The sequence below is a fragment of the Niastella yeongjuensis genome (genome assembly GCF_900110245.1).
GTDB classification, from domain to species: domain Bacteria; phylum Bacteroidota; class Bacteroidia; order Chitinophagales; family Chitinophagaceae; genus Niastella; species Niastella yeongjuensis.
On record NZ_FOCZ01000020.1, the window covers coordinates 54,285 to 74,686 of the forward strand.

A 20,402-nucleotide genomic window follows, 5' to 3' on the forward strand; every position below is an offset into this window, starting at 1 on the left:
ATTAAACGTCAAAAATAATCGAATACCCATACCTTTTAAATTTCATATTAAAAATACCGGAAAACCAGTAGAAAGAATTACTTAACCACCGGTATATGCGGCACTTTAATGCGTTTATAATTTTGTTTCAATTTTTAAATCAATAACGGAACATGAAAAAAATAGCTTTAGTGCTGTTTATTGCAATTATCTCCGCAACAACCACACACGCTCAGTTTTTTGAAAAAGGTACAAACGTTGTCAGCGCCGGAATAGGACTTGGCGGTAATTTCGGCAGCTATACGTATGGCTCACAAACACCCGGTTTAAGTCTGCAATATGAAAGAGGCGTTTGGGACATTGGCGGTCCCGGCGTGATCAGTTTAGGCGGTTATTTAGGTACTAAGAGTTACAAATATTCCGAGGATTACGGTCCATATCACGCCACGCACAAATGGAATTATACGATTATTGGTTTACGCAGCGCGTACCATTACAATGGCATCAACAATAAAAAGTTCGATGTATATGGTGGCCTGATGTTATCGTATAACATCCTTAGCTATAAATACAGCGACAATGCCGGCAACAATGGTTTCCATGCAGCGGGCAGTTATAACAGCGGCCTGGGGCTTTCTGCCTTTGTTGGCGGCCGCTATCTGTTCACAGAGCATATTGGCGCTTTTGCCGAACTGGGTTATGGTGTTTCTATCCTGAACCTTGGTTTAGCTATTAAATTCTAAGCCCCCTCCAACCTCCCCCCATTAGGGGGAGGCTTTCCTATTTCTTACTTCTTACCTCTTACTTCCTACCTCTTACTTCTTTAATAATAACCCTGATCAACTAAGTAATAAACATCCCCGCTCACACAATATTTCGCTTCCATACCCACTCACCTTTAGCTATCTTGCTGCTTATTGCTGTTATTTTGCATAACAGATAATAAATTCAAAAAAACTGCATTTATATTAAGGCGCCATTCCTGCTACAATGGGGAATGGGTTAAACCCGAAAGGTCTATTTTGAAGCGTAGCATTGTTATACACAGGAAGATAACATGGTTATTACTTTTCTCCGTTATTACGCTTGGCGTAGCAAGCGGGTTTATCTATTCCGGCAAACAGAATATCGAAAAAAGCAATTCTTACATCAATCAAACCTACGAGACCATTGAAACACTTCAAATGGCCGTAACCTCGTTGTATGAAACAGGAGGTGTTACTTCCGCCCTGCTCGATTCGCTGGAAAAGACAACGCAGGTAAACAAAGACCTCCAACATGCCCTTCCCACCCTGCGTGAATACGTTGCCGCTAAAAAACCTGTAGCAGAAATCAAACAGCTGCTGTATTACATGCTCAACGAGGAAAAGCTATTACTGGCTGCCAGAAAGGATGCCAATATTCTGGTAAACCAGCATGTGGCCCTGGTGCTGATCCTGGGCCGGGTGGGCGCATTTCTTTTTGTAGTGATCATTTTGTTTATGGTAAACAATGACATTACCCAACACAAAACCACCCAGCGTAAATTGATTGCCGCTATTGCAGAAGCCCGGCAGGCCCGAAAAATGCAGGAACAATTTCTCGCCAACATGAGCCATGAAATCAGAACACCCATGAATGGCATCAAGGGCATGACCGATCTATTGCTGGAAACCCCGCTTAGCGAAAAACAGCAGGACATGGCAGGCATGATAAAACGTTCCATCAATACCCTGCTGGTGGTGATCAACGACATCCTCGATTTTTCTAAAATAAAAGCCGGCAAATTGCATATTGAAAAGATAGACCTCAGCATTCGTGAGGTATTGAACAGTACCCGTTCGCTTTTTGCACACCCGCTGCATTCAAAAGGATTGCAGCTGCAAATGTCAGTTGACCCTAACATCCCCGATTGTGTAACCGGCGACCCGCACCGGTTGAACCAGGTATTGAACAACCTTATCAGCAACGCTATCAAATTCACCAACAAGGGCAGCATCAACATCGATGTAAGTATCCAGGAACAAACTGCTGAACAAATGGTCGTTTGTTTCAAAATAACAGATACCGGTGTAGGCATCCCCGCCGAAAGCATCGGTTATATTTTCGACAGCTTTTCACAGGCCAGTCAGGATACTTCGCGCCGCTTTGGCGGTACCGGACTGGGACTTACCATTTGCAAACAATTGCTGCAATTACAGGGCGGTGATATTTCCGTGACCAGCACCGTAGGCAAGGGTTCTGTTTTTCAATTTTATCTGACCTATGGATTAACCAATAAACAGGCTCCCGAAGCGCCTGCACATTCCGGCACCCAGGAATACAACAACCTGCTGGCCGGTAAAAATGTACTGGTAGCTGAAGACAATGAAATAAACCAGAAGCTGATCGAATTTGTATTGCGCAAAGCCGGTGGTGCCGTAACCATCGCCAATAACGGCGAAGAAGCTGTGAAGTATTTACAACAGGATAAGGTATACGACCTTATTATTATGGACCTGCAAATGCCTAAAATGGATGGCTATGCCACTACCTACTATATCCGTCATCAACTGCGTTTAACCACCCCCATCATTGCCATGACGGCTACTGCCATGAAAGATGAACAATGGCAGTGTTTGCATGCAGGCATGAATGAATATATGACAAAGCCATTCGAATTTGCAGAGCTGTACAAACGCATTGTGCAGTTGGTTGATTGAAATCTCCAACCCGTTATCTACACGAAGCCAAATTCGGACTGGATGTATATTTTCCCGACAGACTGGGACCCCGGCGCCGCAGCCAGCTTCGGCACCACCACGCAATTCCAGGAATATAGAAAACTGGCTTCCACCAAAGGTATCCCTGCAGGTAAAGCCGGAGAGGCTGCCGATGCACTGGCCAAATCAACAAAAAAGATCGGGGCGGAGTATGTATTTCCTTACCTGGCGCATGCGCCCATGGAACCATTGAACTGCACCGTAAAAATTTGCTGCTTACATCTTCATCAGGCAGGCCTATTTTATTACCGGGAGGAATAGGTGCATTCAACCCGCTGCGAGTGCAGTACCGGCCGGTTAAAAGCGACACACGCGACGGCGTGCAGGTAGGAGAAGAAACCATATACCCGGTGGCCTTGGTGCTTTTGGCTGCCAGCTGATCGAGAAAAGGAGTTTGAATAAGCGGGTTGCCATAACAACTCAGATCGCTTTAGCCCATATCGTCGGTAAGCACAATAATGATGTTGGGGCGTTGTGCGGCTGCCATTAATAACCGGATACAGAACAGGGCACTGAATAGCAGTCGTTTTTTCATAGCTATGAAGATAGGTATTTAGCGAATTGTGCTCCAGTATTACCGGAACCTCATCGCCTAATTTTAAAAACAAGAACCTTATTTATCACTTTAAACAAAAACTACATGAGGAACCGATCATTCCATCTTGCACTGCTTTTTGCTATAAGTTTTATAGCCTGCAAAAAGAACAACACCATTGAAACACCCGCACCCGACGACAATGCCAACAAAGTGTATGCTCACATCCTGAAGCTGGGTTTCCCCGCCAGTGAAATCGTTGACAAACCCGGTGAATTTATAGTCGAGGGGGATATTTCTTTTTCTAAAGACATGGTGGTACCCGACAAGGTGAGCACCGAACAATATTATACCGGCAGCCTGGTTAGCAGCACTAAAGTGACGAATATCCGGCTAAGAGTAGATGCGACCATGAGTTCCATGGCTTCGGAGATCAACTCGGCTATTGCCCAATGGAATGCCGTTCCCGGCAGCCGCATTCACTGGACGGTTGTGACCGGCACATACGATGTGCTGATCATTAACAGCAATTTGGGTAACGGGGTATGCGGTTCCGGCACCTTCCCTTCCGGGGGTAATGCGGGCGGTACCATCCGTATTAACAAAAACTATATTGCCGGTAATAGTTTTGCGCAACGGGCTCGTACCATTTGTCATGAAATGGGTCACAACGTTTCATTCCGGCATACCAACTGGTCTTCTATCGGCGAATCATCTGCTACGGCCGTGCCCGGCGTTGGCGGCACCGATGCGTCCTCTATTATGAACGGCGGCCAGTGCGGCAGCGGTGCTACCGTTCTTTCCACAAAAGACAAACAGGCGGCTGCAGTTCTGTACCCGCTCTAATGTATTTGGGTAGGTTAAGCATCCCGATTAAACCGGGATGCTTTTTTATTTACCGCCTAACGGAAATGTGCATTGTTTCCCTATACTTATCATGGAAGAAATGCGTAAATTTCTGGAGCCGTAATTGCTAACTTATGCCAAAGCATTATTTCAACCGGTTGGAATACATCGACCGCCTTATCCGCATGAAGGGAACCGGTACACCAAAACAACTTGCAGAAAGGCTTCACATTTCAGAAAGTTTATTATACGAGTATCTATCGTTTATGAAAGAACAGGGCGCACCTATTGTATACAGCAAACTGCGCCAAAGCTATTATTATGAACGTCAGGGTGGGTTCAACCTCCGGTTTATAAATGCGAATACGATTGGTGAAGATTAGGCTGCGCCGGCATTATTTTGTCTGTTTCACAATTATTTTACTATTTCTGCATAAAGCCATTGGAAGGTTCCAGTGTTGCCGGTTATTACCTGAATCAGCTCAATACCGCTCTTAATATTATTTTTCCCTTGTTTTTTGTCAAATTGTGACATACCGTTGTTTAAAATATATAAGGCATGCTTTTACCATAAACTTATCCGGTCCCCGCACGCTACTCTATGATATGAATTCCAGTGTCGCTTCTTTATTAAAAACTTTCTATGACCATTTAAATTTTAAAGCATGAAAAAGTGGAAATTACTTTTCATATCCATTGCTATTGTAATGGGTATCGGGGGTGCTTTTGCCTCCAGCCTTACTAATTGCAGAACCTGTAAATCCGCTGTGCAATTCATTCCATGGAACGGTACATTTGTATATGCAGGTGAAGAGGGCGTTGATTATGCCTGCGTGGGAGGTGCCGGGATCTGCACTTATTACAAACCAGGCCTGGGGAGCCCCTATCTTCCCTGTCAATTCGGTTTTTACTATCCTATTTATGATGACGAACTCCACTCAAAAAAGTAGTCAATAGGTATTTTGATCGATATGTTTATTGAACCGGCGTACCTGCCCGGGTATCGGTAATGCGTATCGCCGGCTGTTGGGAAACAGCTCATATGTTTGCCCTTGCACTGTTCGTGTCAGCGTAAGCAAAGTATCATTTACGTTTAACCGCCGGATATCGGTCCACCGGAGTCCGCGGAAGATGAGCTCTTTTCTTCGCTCCAGAAGAATGATACTGAGTGCCATTTGGGGTGTGGATGCAGTATAGGGAACGTATTGTTCTGTTTTCCAACGGCTTTTCAGCAATTTATTTAAATAGAACAGAGCAGTATCTACCTCACCCTGCCGGGCATAACATTCCGCTACAATAAGGAATTGTTCTGCCGTATTCAAACCGGTGAACGGATAGAGCTTTCCAAAATAACCCGATTTGAAAACTGATGGCGGATTATTCTTTGTGAAAAAGAGGGCCCTTCGCAGATCACCGGTTTTATATTCCCGCAACAACGTGGAATCAACAAAGACCTGTCGTTTTATCATGGCTTCATACAATCCGTCGCCATCGCTGGCTATTCTGCTTTGGTAGAGCGTTTCTTTATTGGTAGCGCTTACAAGCAATGCAGCATTCGTTAACGCCGCATTGAAATTGATCAATGAATCATACACCAGCGATCTTTTTGCGGCATCCAATGCCTGATCGTATACACCCATACTTAAATACACCCTGGCAAGCAACGCACAGGCTGCCGGCCGGCTGCTCCGATTAGGGTGTGCAGTATCTACTATTGCCGGCAACAACCCGATTGCCGCCTCCAGGTCATCGATGATCTGTTGATAAGTAGCAGCCACAGAACTGCGTTTCAGGTCTTCATCCCGGTCGATGGTGAGCCGAAGGGGAATACCCGGCTCCTCCAAAGTATTAAGGGAATAGGGCAGCGCAAAGATCTGGGCTGCGTTAAAAAATGCAAAGCCACGTTTAAAGTAAGCATCACCTGCCAGGGGGTTTAACGTTTTCTCGTCGATGCTGCCCCGTAACCGTTTCACGCCCTCCAGTACATTATTGGCATAATATGCCTGCGCATACGCATTGTTCCAGTCGGGCACTTCTTCCCCTTCATCAAATAAAAAATCTTTATGCAGATAGGCATTCACTATACTTTGCTTCAAACCCGGCAATGCAGATTCTACGAAATAAAACTCGTCGCCACCAATAAAATTAAACGAAGTGGTTGGTGCAAACACTTCCTCATAATCCAGTAGGGCCTGGAGGTCAGCGGGTGTTGTGGGCACAATAATCGCAGTACCCTGTTTTTCTTTTAACAGGTCTTTTTTATTACAGGCTGTCGTTTGTAATAAAACCAACAGCAAAGCAATCGCATATTTCATATTAATCTTGTGTCTATAATTTAAAAAGTACACTTTACGCCAACTGTTATGCTTTTAGGTTCGGGGCTGCCAGTGAGATAATCCGGATCTATTTTGCCCGGCGCAGCCTTCCATATCAATCCCAGGTTATTGCCGATACAATAAAAACTCAATGCCTGCAGTTTCATTTTTTTCAGCCCGGCCGCAGGTAAATTATAGGTTACCGATGCATCGTACAATCGGATATGATCTCCTTTCACCACCAACGGCATGGCATTGCTGTAGAACAGATTCCGGGAAGGGTCAGCATTCAGGGCAGGAACATCTGTTTTATTTTCATCGCCCGCCACCTGCCAACGGTTTGCATAGTCATCCAAACCCGCTACCACCATACTCAATGGCCGGCCATAGTTAATGGAGCTGCGCCTGAAATAATATTTGGCTTTGAATACAAGCGTAGCAGCTACAGTAAACCGCCCATAACTTAAAGAACTAAAAAAACTGCCTGAATAGATAGGCACCCTGGAACCCACCCGTTCCAGGCTATTGGGCGAAGCCGTGTAAATGGAGTCGTAGTTTTTGCTCAGCTCCCCATTCAAATAACCTTGCGGATCGCCACTTGCATCCAGCTTGCCCCACTTATATGCATACAGTGAATTTACTGCATCGCCCACCTTTGGAGTTAATAAATCCGGTTCAGTATAATACCAGGCCTGATTATATGAAGCATCATAACGGGTAACCTTATTGGTGGTTTTGCCAAGCAGTAACAAAGTATTCAACCGCCATTGCTTCCCAAAGGCATGATTGGTTGCGAGGCTTACATCAAAGCCACTTCCTTCCATAGCTGCATTGTTACCCCAGAAAAAGCTACTGCCCAGGGTTGGGTCCTGAGCTCCCTGTGCCAATAAAAAGCTTGATTTCCGGCGGTAATAGTCAACACTTAATTCCAGTTGTTTTTTCCGGTCTGCCAGATCGATACCAACATTGAACAAACCGCTCTTTTCCCATCGGAGAAAAGGGTTATTGGGGCTAATAATACTCATTTGAACGGCATTGAACTGGTTGGTGCCAGCCTCTATCACCGCAGAGGTATAAGCGGTAGTGCGTTTATCGACATTACCGCTTAAGCCATACGATGCCCTGAGTGTGCAATAAGGCAAAAATGACGTCTTGGGATAAAAGGATTCATCCCCGGCATTCCACCTAAAACCCGAAGACCACAGAGGTATACTTTGGCGATTTGTTTTCAGGCCAAAGAGATTGGATTGGTCTATCCGCCCACTAACAGAAAAGGTATATCTGCGCCTTACGGTGAATGCGGTATTGATATAAGCAGAAGGATAAAAATCAAAACCGGCGCCTATCCGATTTACATTGAGCACACGATCTGTTGATGATGGATCATAAAACAATGGATAGTTCCCGTCAAATTTTGTAGCAGGGACGGCCCGGTTGCGATCGCCATAATACCCAAAATAGCGCATGGCAAAGCTGTCTGTTCTAAACTTTCCAAATTCCACCCCGCCCAGGGCCGAGATGCGCAGATTCCGCTTCTTATTCCACTCAAAATTCAACTGCACCCGCGCTTTATTGGCTGTGTATTCATTGGTGCCGTAATCAAGGATGCCACCAAGCGGGATCAAATAGTCCGCAACACCGCCATTACTGCTGGCAAACCTGTTCTGCAAATTCCGGGCATAGTAAGATGCGGCGCCTTTTATATCATTTATTTCTTCTGCGCCCTGCTGCCGCTCATAGATAAACTGCACGTTTAAATCACTCGTCAGATGAAATTTACCTGTTAGGGTTAACCGGGAGTGCCGTCCTTTTTGGAAAGTGGCTGTTTCCCGGTTTTCCTGCAGCGGGCGATACGCCCAGTCCTGCAACAACCCCGATACACTATCTTTATAATGTGGTTTCAGGTCACGCGGCACTTCCTCATTCAGATCTGAATAAGGAAAAAATCCATCCGGGGTGGCATGCACCGTAGACCGCGTGTCGGTAAAAAACACCTGCACACCAAACTCACACAAATTCTTAGCATAGCTCAGGTTACCCGTAAGGGTGGTCCGTTGCTGGTACGACTTAACCTGCGTCATCCCTTTATTTTCAAAACCACCACCCAGGTAATACCGCAGGTTTTCACCGCCACCGGCAACACCCAGCGTATGCCTGGTTGTTAAACCGGTCTGGTACAACAAACGACGCTGATCATCGCGTACATCTTTTGAACGGAGGCTGTCGAGCTCCGCCTCCATCTCTTTCTCGGTAATTGATTTCGCATTGTATCGTTGCCTGATCTCCACGTCAGGCGGCACCAGTGTGTAATAGGAATTGAGATCGCCTTTAAAACAACTATTATCGAAAAGCATGCTATTGATCCCGATGTATTCTTTTGAGCTTGGCAGCGGCAGGTACCAAAGGTCAGGCTTTGCCGTTATAGTGAGGGAGCTGTTCAGTTCAAGGATTGGTCTTTTCCTGTCATTCCCCTTTTTTGTAGTAAGTACAATGACGCCATTGCCGGCGCGGGCGCCCCAGATAGACGTGGCCGCAGCATCTTTCAACACTGTAATGTTTTCAATATCGTTCGGGTTAATATTCCTGATATCTCCATAATAAGGGAGATTGTCTACTACATACAAGGGGTCTGTATTGGCGAACAGGGTGCTTTGTCCGCGAACGGAAATAAAAGGCAGGTTGGTGTTGGGCATTCGGTTCATATTGACCAATACCCCTGCTGCCCGTCCGCCGATCTTTGTTAAGATGGAGGTTTCGATCTGACGATCGAGTTGTGATTTGGATACCTGGGAGTAAGCGCCGGTTGCCTGTCCTTTGTAGAGAAACTGAAAACCGGTATTGATGAGTTTAGACACACTATCGAGCGTAACCAGGTTCAGTTTCATCCGCACGTGCAAAAGGGTATCGCCGTGCAATTCATAAACGTCGGGTTCATAGCCCACCCGGCTACAACTGAGCTGTTGTTCACAGGCAGCATTATCGATGATCACTTCCCCATTGCTGTTTGTCATAACCGACTGGCGATTGGGGATGGTCACCGAAACCCAGTCTAACGGAGCCCCATATAATCCGGTTATCACCACCTTTAATGGTCTGGGAGAGATCTGGATAGAACCGTCTTTTATTTTATATTGTAAGGGCTGCCCCTGAAAGATCCGATTTAGTAATGCCTCTACAGTGAGGCTGTCTTCCCTGCAGTACACGGGGGTTGTACACCGCATCCATTCCGTTCTCACAAAAACCGTCAAATCAGTGTACCCATGAATATCTTCCAGTACTACAAAAAGCGGCTTCCCGTTATATTTGGACGGGATCTTTTTTTGCAAGATCTGTAGTTGACTATAGGTTACTTTACCTGCATACAGGCAGAGTATGACAATAAACAGCAATCGTTTCATAAACATAATGCCTTTAACCAAAAAATAAACGAAGTGAAAGCATACTCCAACGGAAGTATCGTAAATTCACTTCGTTTTGCCTTCAGGCAATTCTCCAATTAATTAAAAATGATAAAGAGAGTTGGCCCCTGACAACTCCTGCGAACCATTTATAGGTTCGCAGGGTGCTTTAGGACTGTCATTGGTTCCTAATGACAGAGCGGATAAAGTCAAAATAGGAAAGGCTTTGGGATGAATAGGATAAGCCGCATGGCTATGGGATTTGAACAGACTACAATTGATGCAGCAAACTCCGGACTATGGTTGTATGATGATCCTTTTTCCGTCTACTAAAAAACCGATACCGGTTTGTTTTTGCAGATAGTCAAGAATCGACTCTATTGTGCTGGACCGGGAAAAGATACCGTAATAGGTATTTTCAGGAATTTCACCTTTATATTGGACTTCCAGGTTGTACCACCGGCACAATTCATTTATTATTTCTTTAAGCGTATTGTCTTTAAAAACAAAAGATCCATCTTTCCAGCCAATGGCATCTTTTACCAGGGTGGCATCGGTTTTCACTTCGAGTTGCTTCGATGCAGTAAACACCGCCTGTTCGCCGGCTTTCAGGTAGGTCACCTGTTTACCAACTTTTAATTTTACATGACCTTCCACCAGCGATGTTCTTATTATGTTATCTTCTTCATATGCTTCTATATTGAATTTGGTGCCAGTTACTTCAATTTCCAGTCCGGGTACCCGTACATAAAATGGCCGGGTGCGGTCTTTTACCACTTCAAAATAAGCCTCCCCGATTACTGACACCCGCCGTTCACTACTACCGGATGTGGAAGCAAACAAAACGGTTGAGGCGCTGTTCAACACTACTTTACTGCCATCGGGCAACTGTAACCGGTAATACCCGCCGCGTAATGTTTGCAGTGTATCGGTTAACAGGGTATTACTGCGCCGGGCAGCCGGGTATACCAGTTCACTGTCGTTCTTTATCACCGGCTCGCCATCAGCATAACCAATCACTCCGTTTTTTAGCTCATCCAGAAAAACAGCCAGACCGGCCGCCCGCTTCCAGACCGCTTTTTGCGATTTGGCATGATAGCTGGCAAACTGCGTTTGAGCGGGGCCGGGTGCTACTGTTGGTATTACTTCCTGTGCCGGTTTTGCATAAAAATACCAGGCAACCACCCCGGCAACAGGCAGTATAACCGCAGCAGCAGCCAGGTATTTTTTCAAGCCATACCATTTATTATGAAAGGGGTAAGCCGCTTCTATTTGCCGCCAGGAAACCCGGGTTTTACCTTCACTCATGATCTTTACCTGCGCCCTTGTCTGGTGCCAGTCAGTTAATTCCTCAAAGAGCTTCCGTTTAGCGGGGTCTGTAAGGATCTGGTTTAGTTCAATGCTGTCTGGTCCTGACAAGCTACCTGTCATGTGCTTGTGTACCAACTCAGCCATCCTATAATGCGTAGTAGCCATATGCCAGGTTTAATATGATGGATGTTTTGGGGTTGTGCTGCGATTAAATAAAAGAGGCAAACAATCGTTAGTCCCGAAAAAATGACAACTTTTTTTTATTTAAGCGGCAGCAGTATACCTAATATGAGCACTGTCAATGACTTACGGATAAGTTCATTCCTTATGGCTTTCAGTATCAGTTTTCTTGTATTATGTACCGTTTTAACGTTCATTCCCAGTTCGTCGGCTATGTCTCGTGTTGACATCTCATCTAAGTAGTAGAGTTTCATTAATTTTTTGTTCCGGTCAGGCAGATTTTCAATCGCCTGTAAGGCTAAATGATAAAACTCTGCTTTTGTCTTTCTTTCCTCTACGCTGTTGTCGTCATCCGGCATTTCCATTAGATCCTCAATATTTCCATGGGTTGCCCTTTTCTTCAAAATATCCAGACAAATCCAGCGCACCCTTTTATATAACCATGCCTCAATATTGTTCAGGCTTACAAATGCCTCCTCCCATTTTATGATCGCGAGGTAGGCATCGGTAATAGCATCTTCTGCCTGCGCCTTATCTTTCAGAAAGTCATAGGCGTACCAATAAAATTTCTTATGAATATGACCATGCAACTTATTGATGGTATGTTTATCCCGGCAGTTAAGTCCCTGCAATAACGCTACTTCATCCAATTGAAATTTTTTCATTATAAACAGGCAGTTTGGAGTTGAAAAAACCACCCCGTACAGCTTAATAAAAGCTATCGGAAATGATATCTGGACAGAACAGGTCCAAATACACCATCCTATTAAATTGGTTGGAATGACTGCGGGAATCTATGTAACAGCTACGCGAACGGGAAACACCCGGCATACAAATATTGATCTTAAAATATGACAGGTTGACTGCAAACCGGGAATACGCAAAGCTAAAAAAATTTTCAGAATATGTTGGGAATGAATTTTTAACCTGCGCTTTCTCACAGTATGGTGCATTGATTTTCAACACAAAGAATGCTGTGAGTACACGAAAAAACGTCAGGTAGTGACATGAGTGCACTAAAAAAATGCACCGTATTTACACCTTAAAAATGCAAACACGGTGCATTTCCGTTAGTGGATCTGCTGTAATGCCTGTACCAGTGTGTCCACGTCGGCACAGGTGTTATACAGGGCCAGTGATGGCCGAACCGTGCTCTCTACGCCAAAGCGACGCAGGATGGGTTGGGCACAGTGATGCCCGGAACGTACGGCAATGCCCTGTTTATTGAGCCAGGCGCCTACTTCTTCTGTTTTGAAACCTTCCAGTACAAACGATAATACGCCCGCTTTATCGGCAGCAGTGCCAATGAGCCGCAAGCCTTTTACCTGTTTTAATAACCCGGTAGCATAGTGTAATAAGTTATGTTCGTATTGATCAATCAGCTCTAATCCTATTGCAGAAACATAATCGATGGCAGCACCCAGCCCCACGGCATCGGCTATATTACCGGTGCCCGCTTCAAACCGGGCTGGTGCCTGCTGATAGGTAGTATGTTCAAAAGTCACCTCCCTGATCATATTACCCCCACCCTGCCAGGGTTGCATTTCGTTCAGCAAGGCTTCTTTTCCGTATAAAACCCCAATACCGGTTGGGCCAAAGACCTTGTGCCCGGAAAATACATACCAGTCGCAATCCAGCTCCTGTACATTTACCCTTTTGTGTGAAACCGCCTGTGCCCCATCTATCAATACTTTAGCACCGATAGCATGCGCCATGGCTGTAATCTTCGTTGCGGGCGTAACAGTGCCCAGTGCATTAGACACCTGGGTAAAAGAAACCAGCTTTGTTTTGGGGCTTAACAGTTTTGCATATTCTTCCAGAATAACCTGACCATCATCATCTGCCGGTATCACGCGCAACACCAACCCTTTTTTGGCCGCCAGTTGCTGCCAGGGTACTATATTGGCGTGGTGCTCCAGGTGACTGACAATGATCTCATCGCCGGCTTTTAGATGTTGATCGCCCCAGCTTTGCGCTACCAGGTTAATGGCTTCGGTGGAACCCCGCACAAAAACGATTTCATTAACAGAAGCCGCATTCAGAAAACCCTGTACTTTTTTGCGCGCCCCTTCATAAGCATCTGTTGCCCGGGCTGCCAGCTCATGCGCTGCGCGGTGTATATTGGAATTCTCCGTTTCATAAAATTGACTGATGCGATCGATCACCTGTCTGGGCTTTTGCGTGGTAGCTGCATTATCGAGCCAGATCAATGGGTGCCCGTTTACCTGTTGCTGCAGGATCGGAAAATCAGCCCGTACTTTATTGAGATCGAATGGTGGTTGTGCGTGTATCCCTGATTGTTGACCAGCCAGGAAATAAAAAGAAGGTGCTGAAAAATCGGGCAACTGTGAACCGGGAATGATAACCGAAATCTGTTTCAGGATCTGCTGTAACTCTTCTTCAAACGAAGGCACGGTGTTGCTCTTATTTTCTATAGCAGGGGAAATGCCGCTGCCGGCTACTGATTTCGGGATCTGTCCGGCTACAAAATGCGGATCGGGCAAACTGGTTTGCGGATCTTTTAAATCAAAAGAGTTTCCCTGCTCCAATGCCGAGGGAGAGATTCCACTGCCAGCCACCGATTGCAGTACAGCGCCATTCGCAGGTGCAGGTGGCTCCAGCCGATAGGTTGGAATGGCTGACTGATCATTGGGCAGTGTTTTAAAAAACCGGTTGGCTAACTGCTCCAGCATCTTTACATCGGGTAATCCGTTTGCGTGTCCATTTGCATGTTGATGATTTACACTCATAGCCATTAGTTGTATTGATGATATTTACCAATTTCAACATCATCGAGCACCGCTACGGCGTCATCTACCAGTACAGCCAAAGAACAATACAGGGAAACGAGGTAAGAGGCTATGGCCTGGTGATTGATACCCATAAAGCGAACGGACAGACCGGGTGACTGCTCGCCGGGCAAATTGGGCTGATACAACCCTACCACCCCCTGGCGGCTTTCACCTGTACGCAACAGTAAGATCTTGGATCTGCCGTCTTCAATGGCGATCTTATCGCTTGGGATCAGTGGAATACCCCGCCAGGTAAGGAATTGGGAACCGAATAAAGAAACCGTTGGTGGCGGAACGCCCCGGCGGGTACATTCCCGGCCAAAAGCTGCAATAGCAATGGGATGCAATAAAAAGAAACCCGGTTGCTTCCATACTTTGCTGATCAGTTCGTCCAGGTCATCAGGTGTGGGGGCACCCGTGCGGGTGCGGATCCGCTGCTGGGGAGCAATGCTGTGTAATAATCCATATTCGGGATTATTGATCAGCTCACTCTCCTGCCGCTCCTTGATTGTTTCAATGATCAGGCGTAACTGCTCACCAATCTGGTTATACGGTTTGCTGTACAGGTCAGACACACGGGTATGCACATCCAATACGGTATTCACCGCACTCAGCATATACTCCCGGGGATCTTCAATATAGTCAACATAGGTTTGTGGCAGTTCGCGTTCATCGCGCGCAGAACAATCAACCTGTACACTGCTGGCATCCTTAACTTTATTAAGCCGGTAAATGCCCGATTCAACCGGGATCCAGCTTAAGAGATGGGTAAGCCAGCGGGGCGTAATGGTGATCATTTGGGGCACCGTGCGGGTTGCAATAGCCAATTGCCGGGCCGCCACATCGCCAAGGGCGGTCTGTTTTCTTGTTGCTTCAACCATAAGTATTGATTTTTAGGAAGAAAAAATTAGATGGGTGATCAATGAATGAATAACAGATAAAACCTATATTATTTATTTCCTACCTGTTTAGTGGAATATTACATCCTAAGGATGGCCTGGCTGTTCCCTAAGATAGTACTTTTTAATTAGTCCACCATTTTTACATACTTATAATTTAAAACACAAAGGGCATGCGCCCTTAAGCACATGCCCTTCCAGGAAAATTTATACGAACTGTTATTTTACGAATACCACTGTGCTGGGGTTAACCGCAGGCGTGGTAGAGAATGAAAATTTGATCTTACCGTTTTTATCAAAGCAAAATACTTCGCCTGAAGTTTTGTAATCCTTTGCATCGGTAATGTAAACATCGTCGTTGTCGGGATTAACATTCACATTATAGGGATTAACTATTACAGTGCCATCTGTAACAAAGTTGGGGCTCTGCTGTGAAAAATCGGTGGTGCTTAATTTCCGTACTGTTTTCACGCCTTCGTAACTGCTGGCTGCATACAGCGCGCCGTTATAGTATTTAATGCGGCCTACCGAGGTGTCAGCCACTTTCAACACTGAATTGCTGGCGGTGCTTACCTTAACCAGTCTTGCCCCTAAAGTGCCCGTATTATAATCAGGACCGCACGTGATGTACAAATTTCCTGCTTCGTCTGCAGTCATATAACCGGGATTGTAACCTACGGTTATTTTACGGGTTTCGGTCATGGTGTTCAGGTTGATCTCTGAAACGGTTGAATCGTTCACCGTATTCAACGCTCCTGAATTAACAACATACAATTTATCACCAATGATGGCCATTTGCTCCAGATTGGTTTTCCCCAGGTTAATATCCTGTTCAATGGTTAAGCCAGTGGTGTCAATAACGGCCACCTTACCATCCCAGTCAGACACCAGTATTTTAGATTTGTAAGGTATCACATAACGGGGCTGGCGGGGCGCGCCATCAGATTTTAAAAAATCTATATTTTTAATTTTTAAGCCAGTGTGTGCATCCACTACAGTCACTACACTCGACACATTCATTACGATGTACATTTTACCTCCATAGATCACCATATCGTTACCCGTATCACCCAGGCCGGTACCAGCATTTGTATTGGCAAATAAGTCGGTACTGGCAGTTTGGGTACTGAAACTATAATACGAAAGCATGCTGTTATTTTTATTCGCCAGGCCTTCGCACAATACCAATACACCGGGAGTAATCTTTGGCGCCTGTGTGTCGTCCTTATCTTTTTTACAAGACGCCAAACCTGCTACCAAAAGGGTTACTAATAAAATGATCCTGTTCTGATTCATGTTGGTTAATTATAAATTATTAAAAAGCAAACTTATTTTCCATGACCTGCCCGGCATAGGGAAAAACCGTACCACATCATACTTTTGATCGGTCAGGTTATTGAGCTCGCCTTTTACCTGCAGGGCATATTGTTTTATATTGAACCGGCGGGAAACAAATACGTCATGTATTCCCCAACCTTCTATCTGGTTATGTGGATTGTTTTCACCCAGATCGTACCGGATACCGGAAAACAACAGGCTGTAGCCGGCAGTCCATTGCCGGTAATTGACACTGGCCAATGCGGAACCGGAGTGATCGGGAGTATACAGGATCCTGTTCTTATAGGTTACACTTGTTGGGTCAGTAACATCCAGCGCATGTTGAAAGGTATAGTTCAACCGGGTGAACCAGTTTACCTGTTCACTGAATGCACCATCTATTTCAGCTGTTACATCTACGCCTTTAATGCTTACTTTACCCAGGTTCAACATCGTCCAGCCAAACAGCGTTTTGCCGGGCACCGCCACTATTTTATCCCTGATTGAATTGTAATAGGCATCGGCACTTAGCTGCAGGTGTTTCACCACACCCTTCATGGCTGTTGCATACACGACGCCGATATTATATTGCCGCGCATATTCGGGATGCAGGGAAGTATTACCAATAAGCCGGTAATACAGGTCGTCGAAACTGGGCATCCGGAATACATGTTTGTAAAACAGGCGCAACATAAAGGGACTGTGTGCCGTTAGCTTCCCATTGAATGCAAATGATGGCGTAAGCTTATTGATGGTACTGGCAGCCGGCCCTGTTTTCACCTCGTCGTTGATAGTAGTAAGCAAAGCGGACCCATTCAATTGCCAAAGGGGTCGGGTATAATTTAACGCCATGCTGTTCCAAAAGCTCTTGCGCTCGGGGTACACAAAACCCACCACATTGGCATTCAGCTTTGAATAAGCCGCATCTGAAGAGGCCGATACGGTCAAATGCTCCAGTACAATTTGGCTAACGGCTGCACTGAGGTAGTATTCGTATTGGGTATACCGGTTATCGAGCCCGCCACTGTTGTTCTGGTAATCGGGATCCCGGTACCTGGTATAACTGCGGGTGGCCTTTGCTGATATCAGCAGGCCGGTGTTGTTATGATTAAAGAATTTACGGTAGCGGCTTTGTACATAATAATCCTCGTTCCACAGGTGTTGTACCGACCGTTCATTATAAAATGTTACGGCGCCTGGCAATCCACGGCTGCTGTTATACCCCGACAACTTTACCTGCCAGGTAGCACTGTCGGCGAATTGTTTCAGCATATTTATTTCTCCCTGGAATGATTGTACATCGGTATTCTTCCGTTTGGTATTCAGGGAGGAACTGCCATTATCTACATAATAGGGATAATTACCTTTTGAGAACACCCCTTCGGCATTTATGCCAAGTGCCATCTGTTTGGGCAACGCGAGGTTTATTCCGGCGGATGGTTGCCATAACCCAAAGGAGCCTGCTCTTAAACCGGCCTGCCAACGATTCCGTTGTAAAGCTTCCGTAGAAAAAGAGAGGGTATTGATAGAGAGCACAGCCGCAGCCGCATAGGCCCGGGCCGGTTGTAACACGGTTTGTGCATTCGCCTGTTGCAGATCGATGCTTTGCACAAAGGTTACGCTGTACTTGCTCAGATCTATCTGCCCGGTTTGCGCATCAGACACCGGAATGCCATCGTAATTGATGCCGGTATGTTGTGCGCCCAGGCTTCTTACCGAAATGGTTTTAAGACCGCCTACGCCACCATAATCTTTTACCAGAACACCGGAAAAGAAACGGGCCGCATCACCCACCGAGGGTGCATTGATCTGTTGCAGCGTTTGGCGGTTTAAAGACTGGGCCGGTGTTATCGCGGTGAATGGTTGCTTCTTTTTTTGAGACCCAACAGTCACCTTTTCCAGGGTTATTACACTGTCTTTTTGTTGTGCAACAAGCGCAGCCGGCAATAAAAGCCCCACGCCAAGGAAAGCAGATATAATTAAAGCTGTCTTCAATTAATTTTTGTTTTGGCTGCACACCATGGAACAAACTGTAAAAACAACAAATGGAGAGGCAACAGCAGGCCTTTAATTGTTTTCACCAGCTTCTTCCACGAAAGCCGATAAATAAGCTTGAAATGGCAGGTCTTCTGGCTCGTTTCATTTGTTCAACACCTTCCCTCCCGATACTTCGGGAAGTGGCTGTAGATTGAACTCTTGTGAATGATCATCATTCACGAAACTTACAGCTGCGGGACAGCCCCGGACTTACACCGGGTTCCCTTTTAATCCCTCCCGAACTGGCCGGAAGAGAACCATAACACGCGCAAATGTAGGGGAAAAATAGAATATGTGGGGGAGGAATGATGAAGTAAGAGGTAAGATGGAGGAGGTAGGAAGTAAGAGATAGGAATTTGCGAAGCTCGCGAACCGCTTACTTCCTATTTCTTACCTCCTGCTTCGTACCTCATACATCTTACTTCCTGCTTCAGATTATTTCGAAACGCGTACTTCAAACCTGTCTTTCAAACAGGTATAGGGATCAACTACTTCGTACACCGTTTTTGCAGCGGTTGGTTTTACGATAATAGAGCGGGTGGCATCTTTCCCTTTGTTCCATTTATACGTACCGATAAAAGAGGCGGTGAGGGTGGCCGCCTGGCCTTTTTTAATGGTGATCACCTGGTCACGGTTCACATCCTTCATCATTACAAAATGGTCCCTGATTTGTCCGTCGGAACAGATCCATTTCAACTCCAGGCGGTTTTCATTGACCTCGATCATGGACGCACCGCCCAACTCGTTATAAGAATAATACATGGCATCGTGCGGATAGGTAGCCTGTCTGCTGCCCATGGCGCCGGCAGAACCGGTTACCACATACACCGTGCCTTTGTTGGCTGAATCTTTTATATATGGACAGGAATTTTCACTGCCATCGTATAAGGCGGTTGAAGAGCTCAGGTTATGTTCTGCTGCGTTGAAAGTAGCTTCCATTCCATAATGGCCGTTCATTAACCGCGATCTTTCATACAAATGGCTGTGGCCACAAACGATGAGGTCAACCCCATACCGTTCCAGGATGCGGATAAAGTTCTCTCTTATTTTTACCAGCTCCGTTTCGTGATCGGAGTTATGCGAACCCATAGTGTATGGCGGATGGTGCCAGTACGCCACTACCCATCCTCTTTTGGTATTGTGAAATGCTTCCAGGTCTTTTTTTATCCACTGTACCTGGGCGCCCAGCGTATCGTACAGGCGGGTTTCCTTGTCTTCCTTGCCATAAGAATCGATTGACAGGAAGTGCACATTACCAATATCAAATGAATAAAAGGCCTGGGTGCCGGAAGCTACGCCCCCGCACTCCCCTTTGGTGGGCATGGAGAAATTCTGGTAATAAGCAATATCATGTGTGGCCTGCGCGGTTGCTTTATACTGATAAAAATCATTGTAGTCATGGTTACCGGGCGCTGGGAATAAAGGATATTTCTTCAGCAGGTTGTCTTTGTAAATATTGAAGAACTTCTCCTGGAATTCCGGGTCCTGGCCAGAGGTGTAAGCATTATCGCCTAACAGGATCCAGGCATCCATGGGTTTATCGGCCAGGTATTTTATCACCTGGTCGCGCACCGAACGCTGGTTTACGGAGTTGTTGCCACAGTCGCCAAATACGCCGATGCGGTAACTGCCTTCAGCACCGGGAGGCGGCAGGGTTACAAAATAATTATCGCTTCCTTTTTGCAACGTATCGCCGGGACCACCGCCAATGGCATAATAGTATTTAGTACGCGGTGAAAGACCGGTTATGGTAACCTTATGCTCAAAGGTAAGGGCCGGATCCTCTGCCAGGCCTTTTAGTTCTTTTTCATCGGGACTATAATTTACCACGCTTCTTTGTAATGCATCGGTACGCCAGCGTATAACAATACTGGTACTGCTGGCCACCTGTAAATAGGGACCACGGATCAAATGCGCCTGTACATCAGGCTTTCTTTGCGCGCTGCTGATAAATGGCAACAGCAGGCCAGCTACTGCCATCCCGGCTATTAATTTCCTTTTCAATTGAGTTGTTGATTTATTACTAATGGCCGCAAAGAAACAATTCGTATG

15 protein-coding genes, 1 pseudogene and 1 riboswitch are annotated in these 20,402 nt (G+C 45.9%); of the genes and pseudogenes, 6 read left to right on the top strand and 10 right to left on the bottom strand.

Translation table 11 applies throughout. From position 1 onward, the window contains the following. Positions 1-152: 152 nt before the first annotated feature. The 3 genes from BMX95_RS31575 (at position 153) to BMX95_RS31585 (ending at position 2,981) form a co-directional block, all read left to right on the top strand. On the top strand, positions 153-722 hold the full coding sequence (locus tag BMX95_RS31575) for a hypothetical protein (protein WP_081201879.1): 570 nt from the start codon (positions 153-155) through the stop codon (positions 720-722). Positions 723-1,001: 279 nt separating this feature from the next. Next, complete coding sequence (locus BMX95_RS31580) at positions 1,002-2,660, top strand: ATP-binding protein (protein ID WP_081201881.1); 1,659 nt, start codon at positions 1,002-1,004, stop codon at positions 2,658-2,660. Positions 2,661-2,702: 42 nt separating this feature from the next. Then, positions 2,703-2,981: a hypothetical protein gene (locus BMX95_RS31585; protein ID WP_177193737.1), complete on the top strand. Its 279-nt coding sequence runs from the start codon at positions 2,703-2,705 to the stop codon at positions 2,979-2,981. 13 nt (positions 2,982-2,994) lie between these two features. Here the strand turns inward: BMX95_RS31585 and BMX95_RS35765 are convergent. Further along, positions 2,995-3,144, bottom strand: a pseudogene (locus tag BMX95_RS35765) (sulfatase-like hydrolase/transferase); the annotation flags it as partial. Between the two features lie 216 nt (positions 3,145-3,360). Between BMX95_RS35765 and BMX95_RS31595 the strand changes: the two are divergent. The 3 genes from BMX95_RS31595 (at position 3,361) to BMX95_RS31605 (ending at position 5,051) form a co-directional block, all read left to right on the top strand. After that, positions 3,361-4,101 (top strand): M57 family metalloprotease, encoded by a 741-nt coding sequence (locus tag BMX95_RS31595; RefSeq protein ID WP_081201883.1) that lies wholly within the window; start codon positions 3,361-3,363, stop codon positions 4,099-4,101. Between the two features lie 134 nt (positions 4,102-4,235). Further along, positions 4,236-4,484 (top strand): HTH domain-containing protein, encoded by a 249-nt coding sequence (locus BMX95_RS31600; RefSeq protein WP_081201884.1) that lies wholly within the window; start codon positions 4,236-4,238, stop codon positions 4,482-4,484. Between the two features lie 282 nt (positions 4,485-4,766). Continuing rightward, the gene (locus tag BMX95_RS31605; protein ID WP_081201886.1) at positions 4,767-5,051 is read left to right on the top strand and encodes a DUF6520 family protein; all 285 of its coding nucleotides are present in this window, start codon (positions 4,767-4,769) and stop codon (positions 5,049-5,051) included. Here BMX95_RS31605 and BMX95_RS31610 read toward each other — a convergent pair whose 3' ends face one another. From BMX95_RS31610 to BMX95_RS31650, 9 genes are all read right to left on the bottom strand, one after another. After that, positions 5,052-6,416 (bottom strand): RagB/SusD family nutrient uptake outer membrane protein, encoded by a 1,365-nt coding sequence (locus BMX95_RS31610; RefSeq protein ID WP_081201888.1) that lies wholly within the window; start codon positions 6,414-6,416, stop codon positions 5,052-5,054. It lies immediately after the preceding gene. 20 nt (positions 6,417-6,436) lie between these two features. Next, positions 6,437-9,814 (bottom strand): SusC/RagA family TonB-linked outer membrane protein, encoded by a 3,378-nt coding sequence (locus tag BMX95_RS31615; protein WP_165758991.1) that lies wholly within the window; start codon positions 9,812-9,814, stop codon positions 6,437-6,439. A 297-nt stretch (positions 9,815-10,111) separates the two neighbouring features. Further along, the gene (locus BMX95_RS31620; protein ID WP_081201891.1) at positions 10,112-11,290 is read right to left on the bottom strand and encodes a FecR family protein; all 1,179 of its coding nucleotides are present in this window, start codon (positions 11,288-11,290) and stop codon (positions 10,112-10,114) included. Positions 11,291-11,385: 95 nt separating this feature from the next. Beyond that, positions 11,386-11,970, bottom strand: coding sequence for an RNA polymerase sigma factor (locus BMX95_RS31625; protein WP_081201893.1), 585 nt, complete (start codon positions 11,968-11,970; stop codon positions 11,386-11,388). Positions 11,971-12,375: 405 nt separating this feature from the next. Beyond that, a complete protein-coding gene (locus tag BMX95_RS31630) occupies positions 12,376-14,055 on the bottom strand; it encodes a family 2A encapsulin nanocompartment cargo protein cysteine desulfurase (RefSeq protein ID WP_081201978.1) in 1,680 nt (559 codons plus the stop codon). Between the two features lie 5 nt (positions 14,056-14,060). Next, the gene (locus tag BMX95_RS31635) at positions 14,061-14,978 is read right to left on the bottom strand and encodes a family 2A encapsulin nanocompartment shell protein (protein ID WP_081201895.1); all 918 of its coding nucleotides are present in this window, start codon (positions 14,976-14,978) and stop codon (positions 14,061-14,063) included. Between the two features lie 237 nt (positions 14,979-15,215). Next, positions 15,216-16,292: a YncE family protein gene (locus BMX95_RS31640; protein ID WP_081201896.1), complete on the bottom strand. Its 1,077-nt coding sequence runs from the start codon at positions 16,290-16,292 to the stop codon at positions 15,216-15,218. Positions 16,293-16,301: 9 nt separating this feature from the next. After that, complete coding sequence (locus BMX95_RS31645; RefSeq protein WP_081201897.1) at positions 16,302-18,308, bottom strand: TonB-dependent receptor plug domain-containing protein; 2,007 nt, start codon at positions 18,306-18,308, stop codon at positions 16,302-16,304. 107 nt (positions 18,309-18,415) lie between these two features. Beyond that, positions 18,416-18,627, bottom strand: a riboswitch (cobalamin riboswitch). 158 nt (positions 18,628-18,785) lie between these two features. After that, positions 18,786-20,354, bottom strand: coding sequence for a purple acid phosphatase family protein (locus tag BMX95_RS31650; protein WP_081201899.1), 1,569 nt, complete (start codon positions 20,352-20,354; stop codon positions 18,786-18,788). Positions 20,355-20,402 lie beyond the last annotated feature (48 nt).

Coding starts and splice junctions, on each gene's coding strand:
- BMX95_RS31635 (WP_081201895.1), bottom strand. CDS start 14,978: ATGGTTGAAGCAACAAGAAAACAGACCGCCCTTGGCGATGTGGCGGCC.
- BMX95_RS31600 (WP_081201884.1), top strand. CDS start 4,236: ATGCCAAAGCATTATTTCAACCGGTTGGAATACATCGACCGCCTTATC.
- BMX95_RS31615 (WP_165758991.1), bottom strand. CDS start 9,814: ATGAAACGATTGCTGTTTATTGTCATACTCTGCCTGTATGCAGGTAAA.
- BMX95_RS31620 (WP_081201891.1), bottom strand. CDS start 11,290: ATGGCTACTACGCATTATAGGATGGCTGAGTTGGTACACAAGCACATG.
- BMX95_RS31605 (WP_081201886.1), top strand. CDS start 4,767: ATGAAAAAGTGGAAATTACTTTTCATATCCATTGCTATTGTAATGGGT.
- BMX95_RS31630 (WP_081201978.1), bottom strand. CDS start 14,055: ATGAGTGTAAATCATCAACATGCAAATGGACACGCAAACGGATTACCC.
- BMX95_RS31640 (WP_081201896.1), bottom strand. CDS start 16,292: ATGAATCAGAACAGGATCATTTTATTAGTAACCCTTTTGGTAGCAGGT.
- BMX95_RS31585 (WP_177193737.1), top strand. CDS start 2,703: ATGTATATTTTCCCGACAGACTGGGACCCCGGCGCCGCAGCCAGCTTC.
- BMX95_RS31610 (WP_081201888.1), bottom strand. CDS start 6,416: ATGAAATATGCGATTGCTTTGCTGTTGGTTTTATTACAAACGACAGCC.
- BMX95_RS31575 (WP_081201879.1), top strand. CDS start 153: ATGAAAAAAATAGCTTTAGTGCTGTTTATTGCAATTATCTCCGCAACA.
- BMX95_RS31625 (WP_081201893.1), bottom strand. CDS start 11,970: ATGAAAAAATTTCAATTGGATGAAGTAGCGTTATTGCAGGGACTTAAC.
- BMX95_RS31595 (WP_081201883.1), top strand. CDS start 3,361: ATGAGGAACCGATCATTCCATCTTGCACTGCTTTTTGCTATAAGTTTT.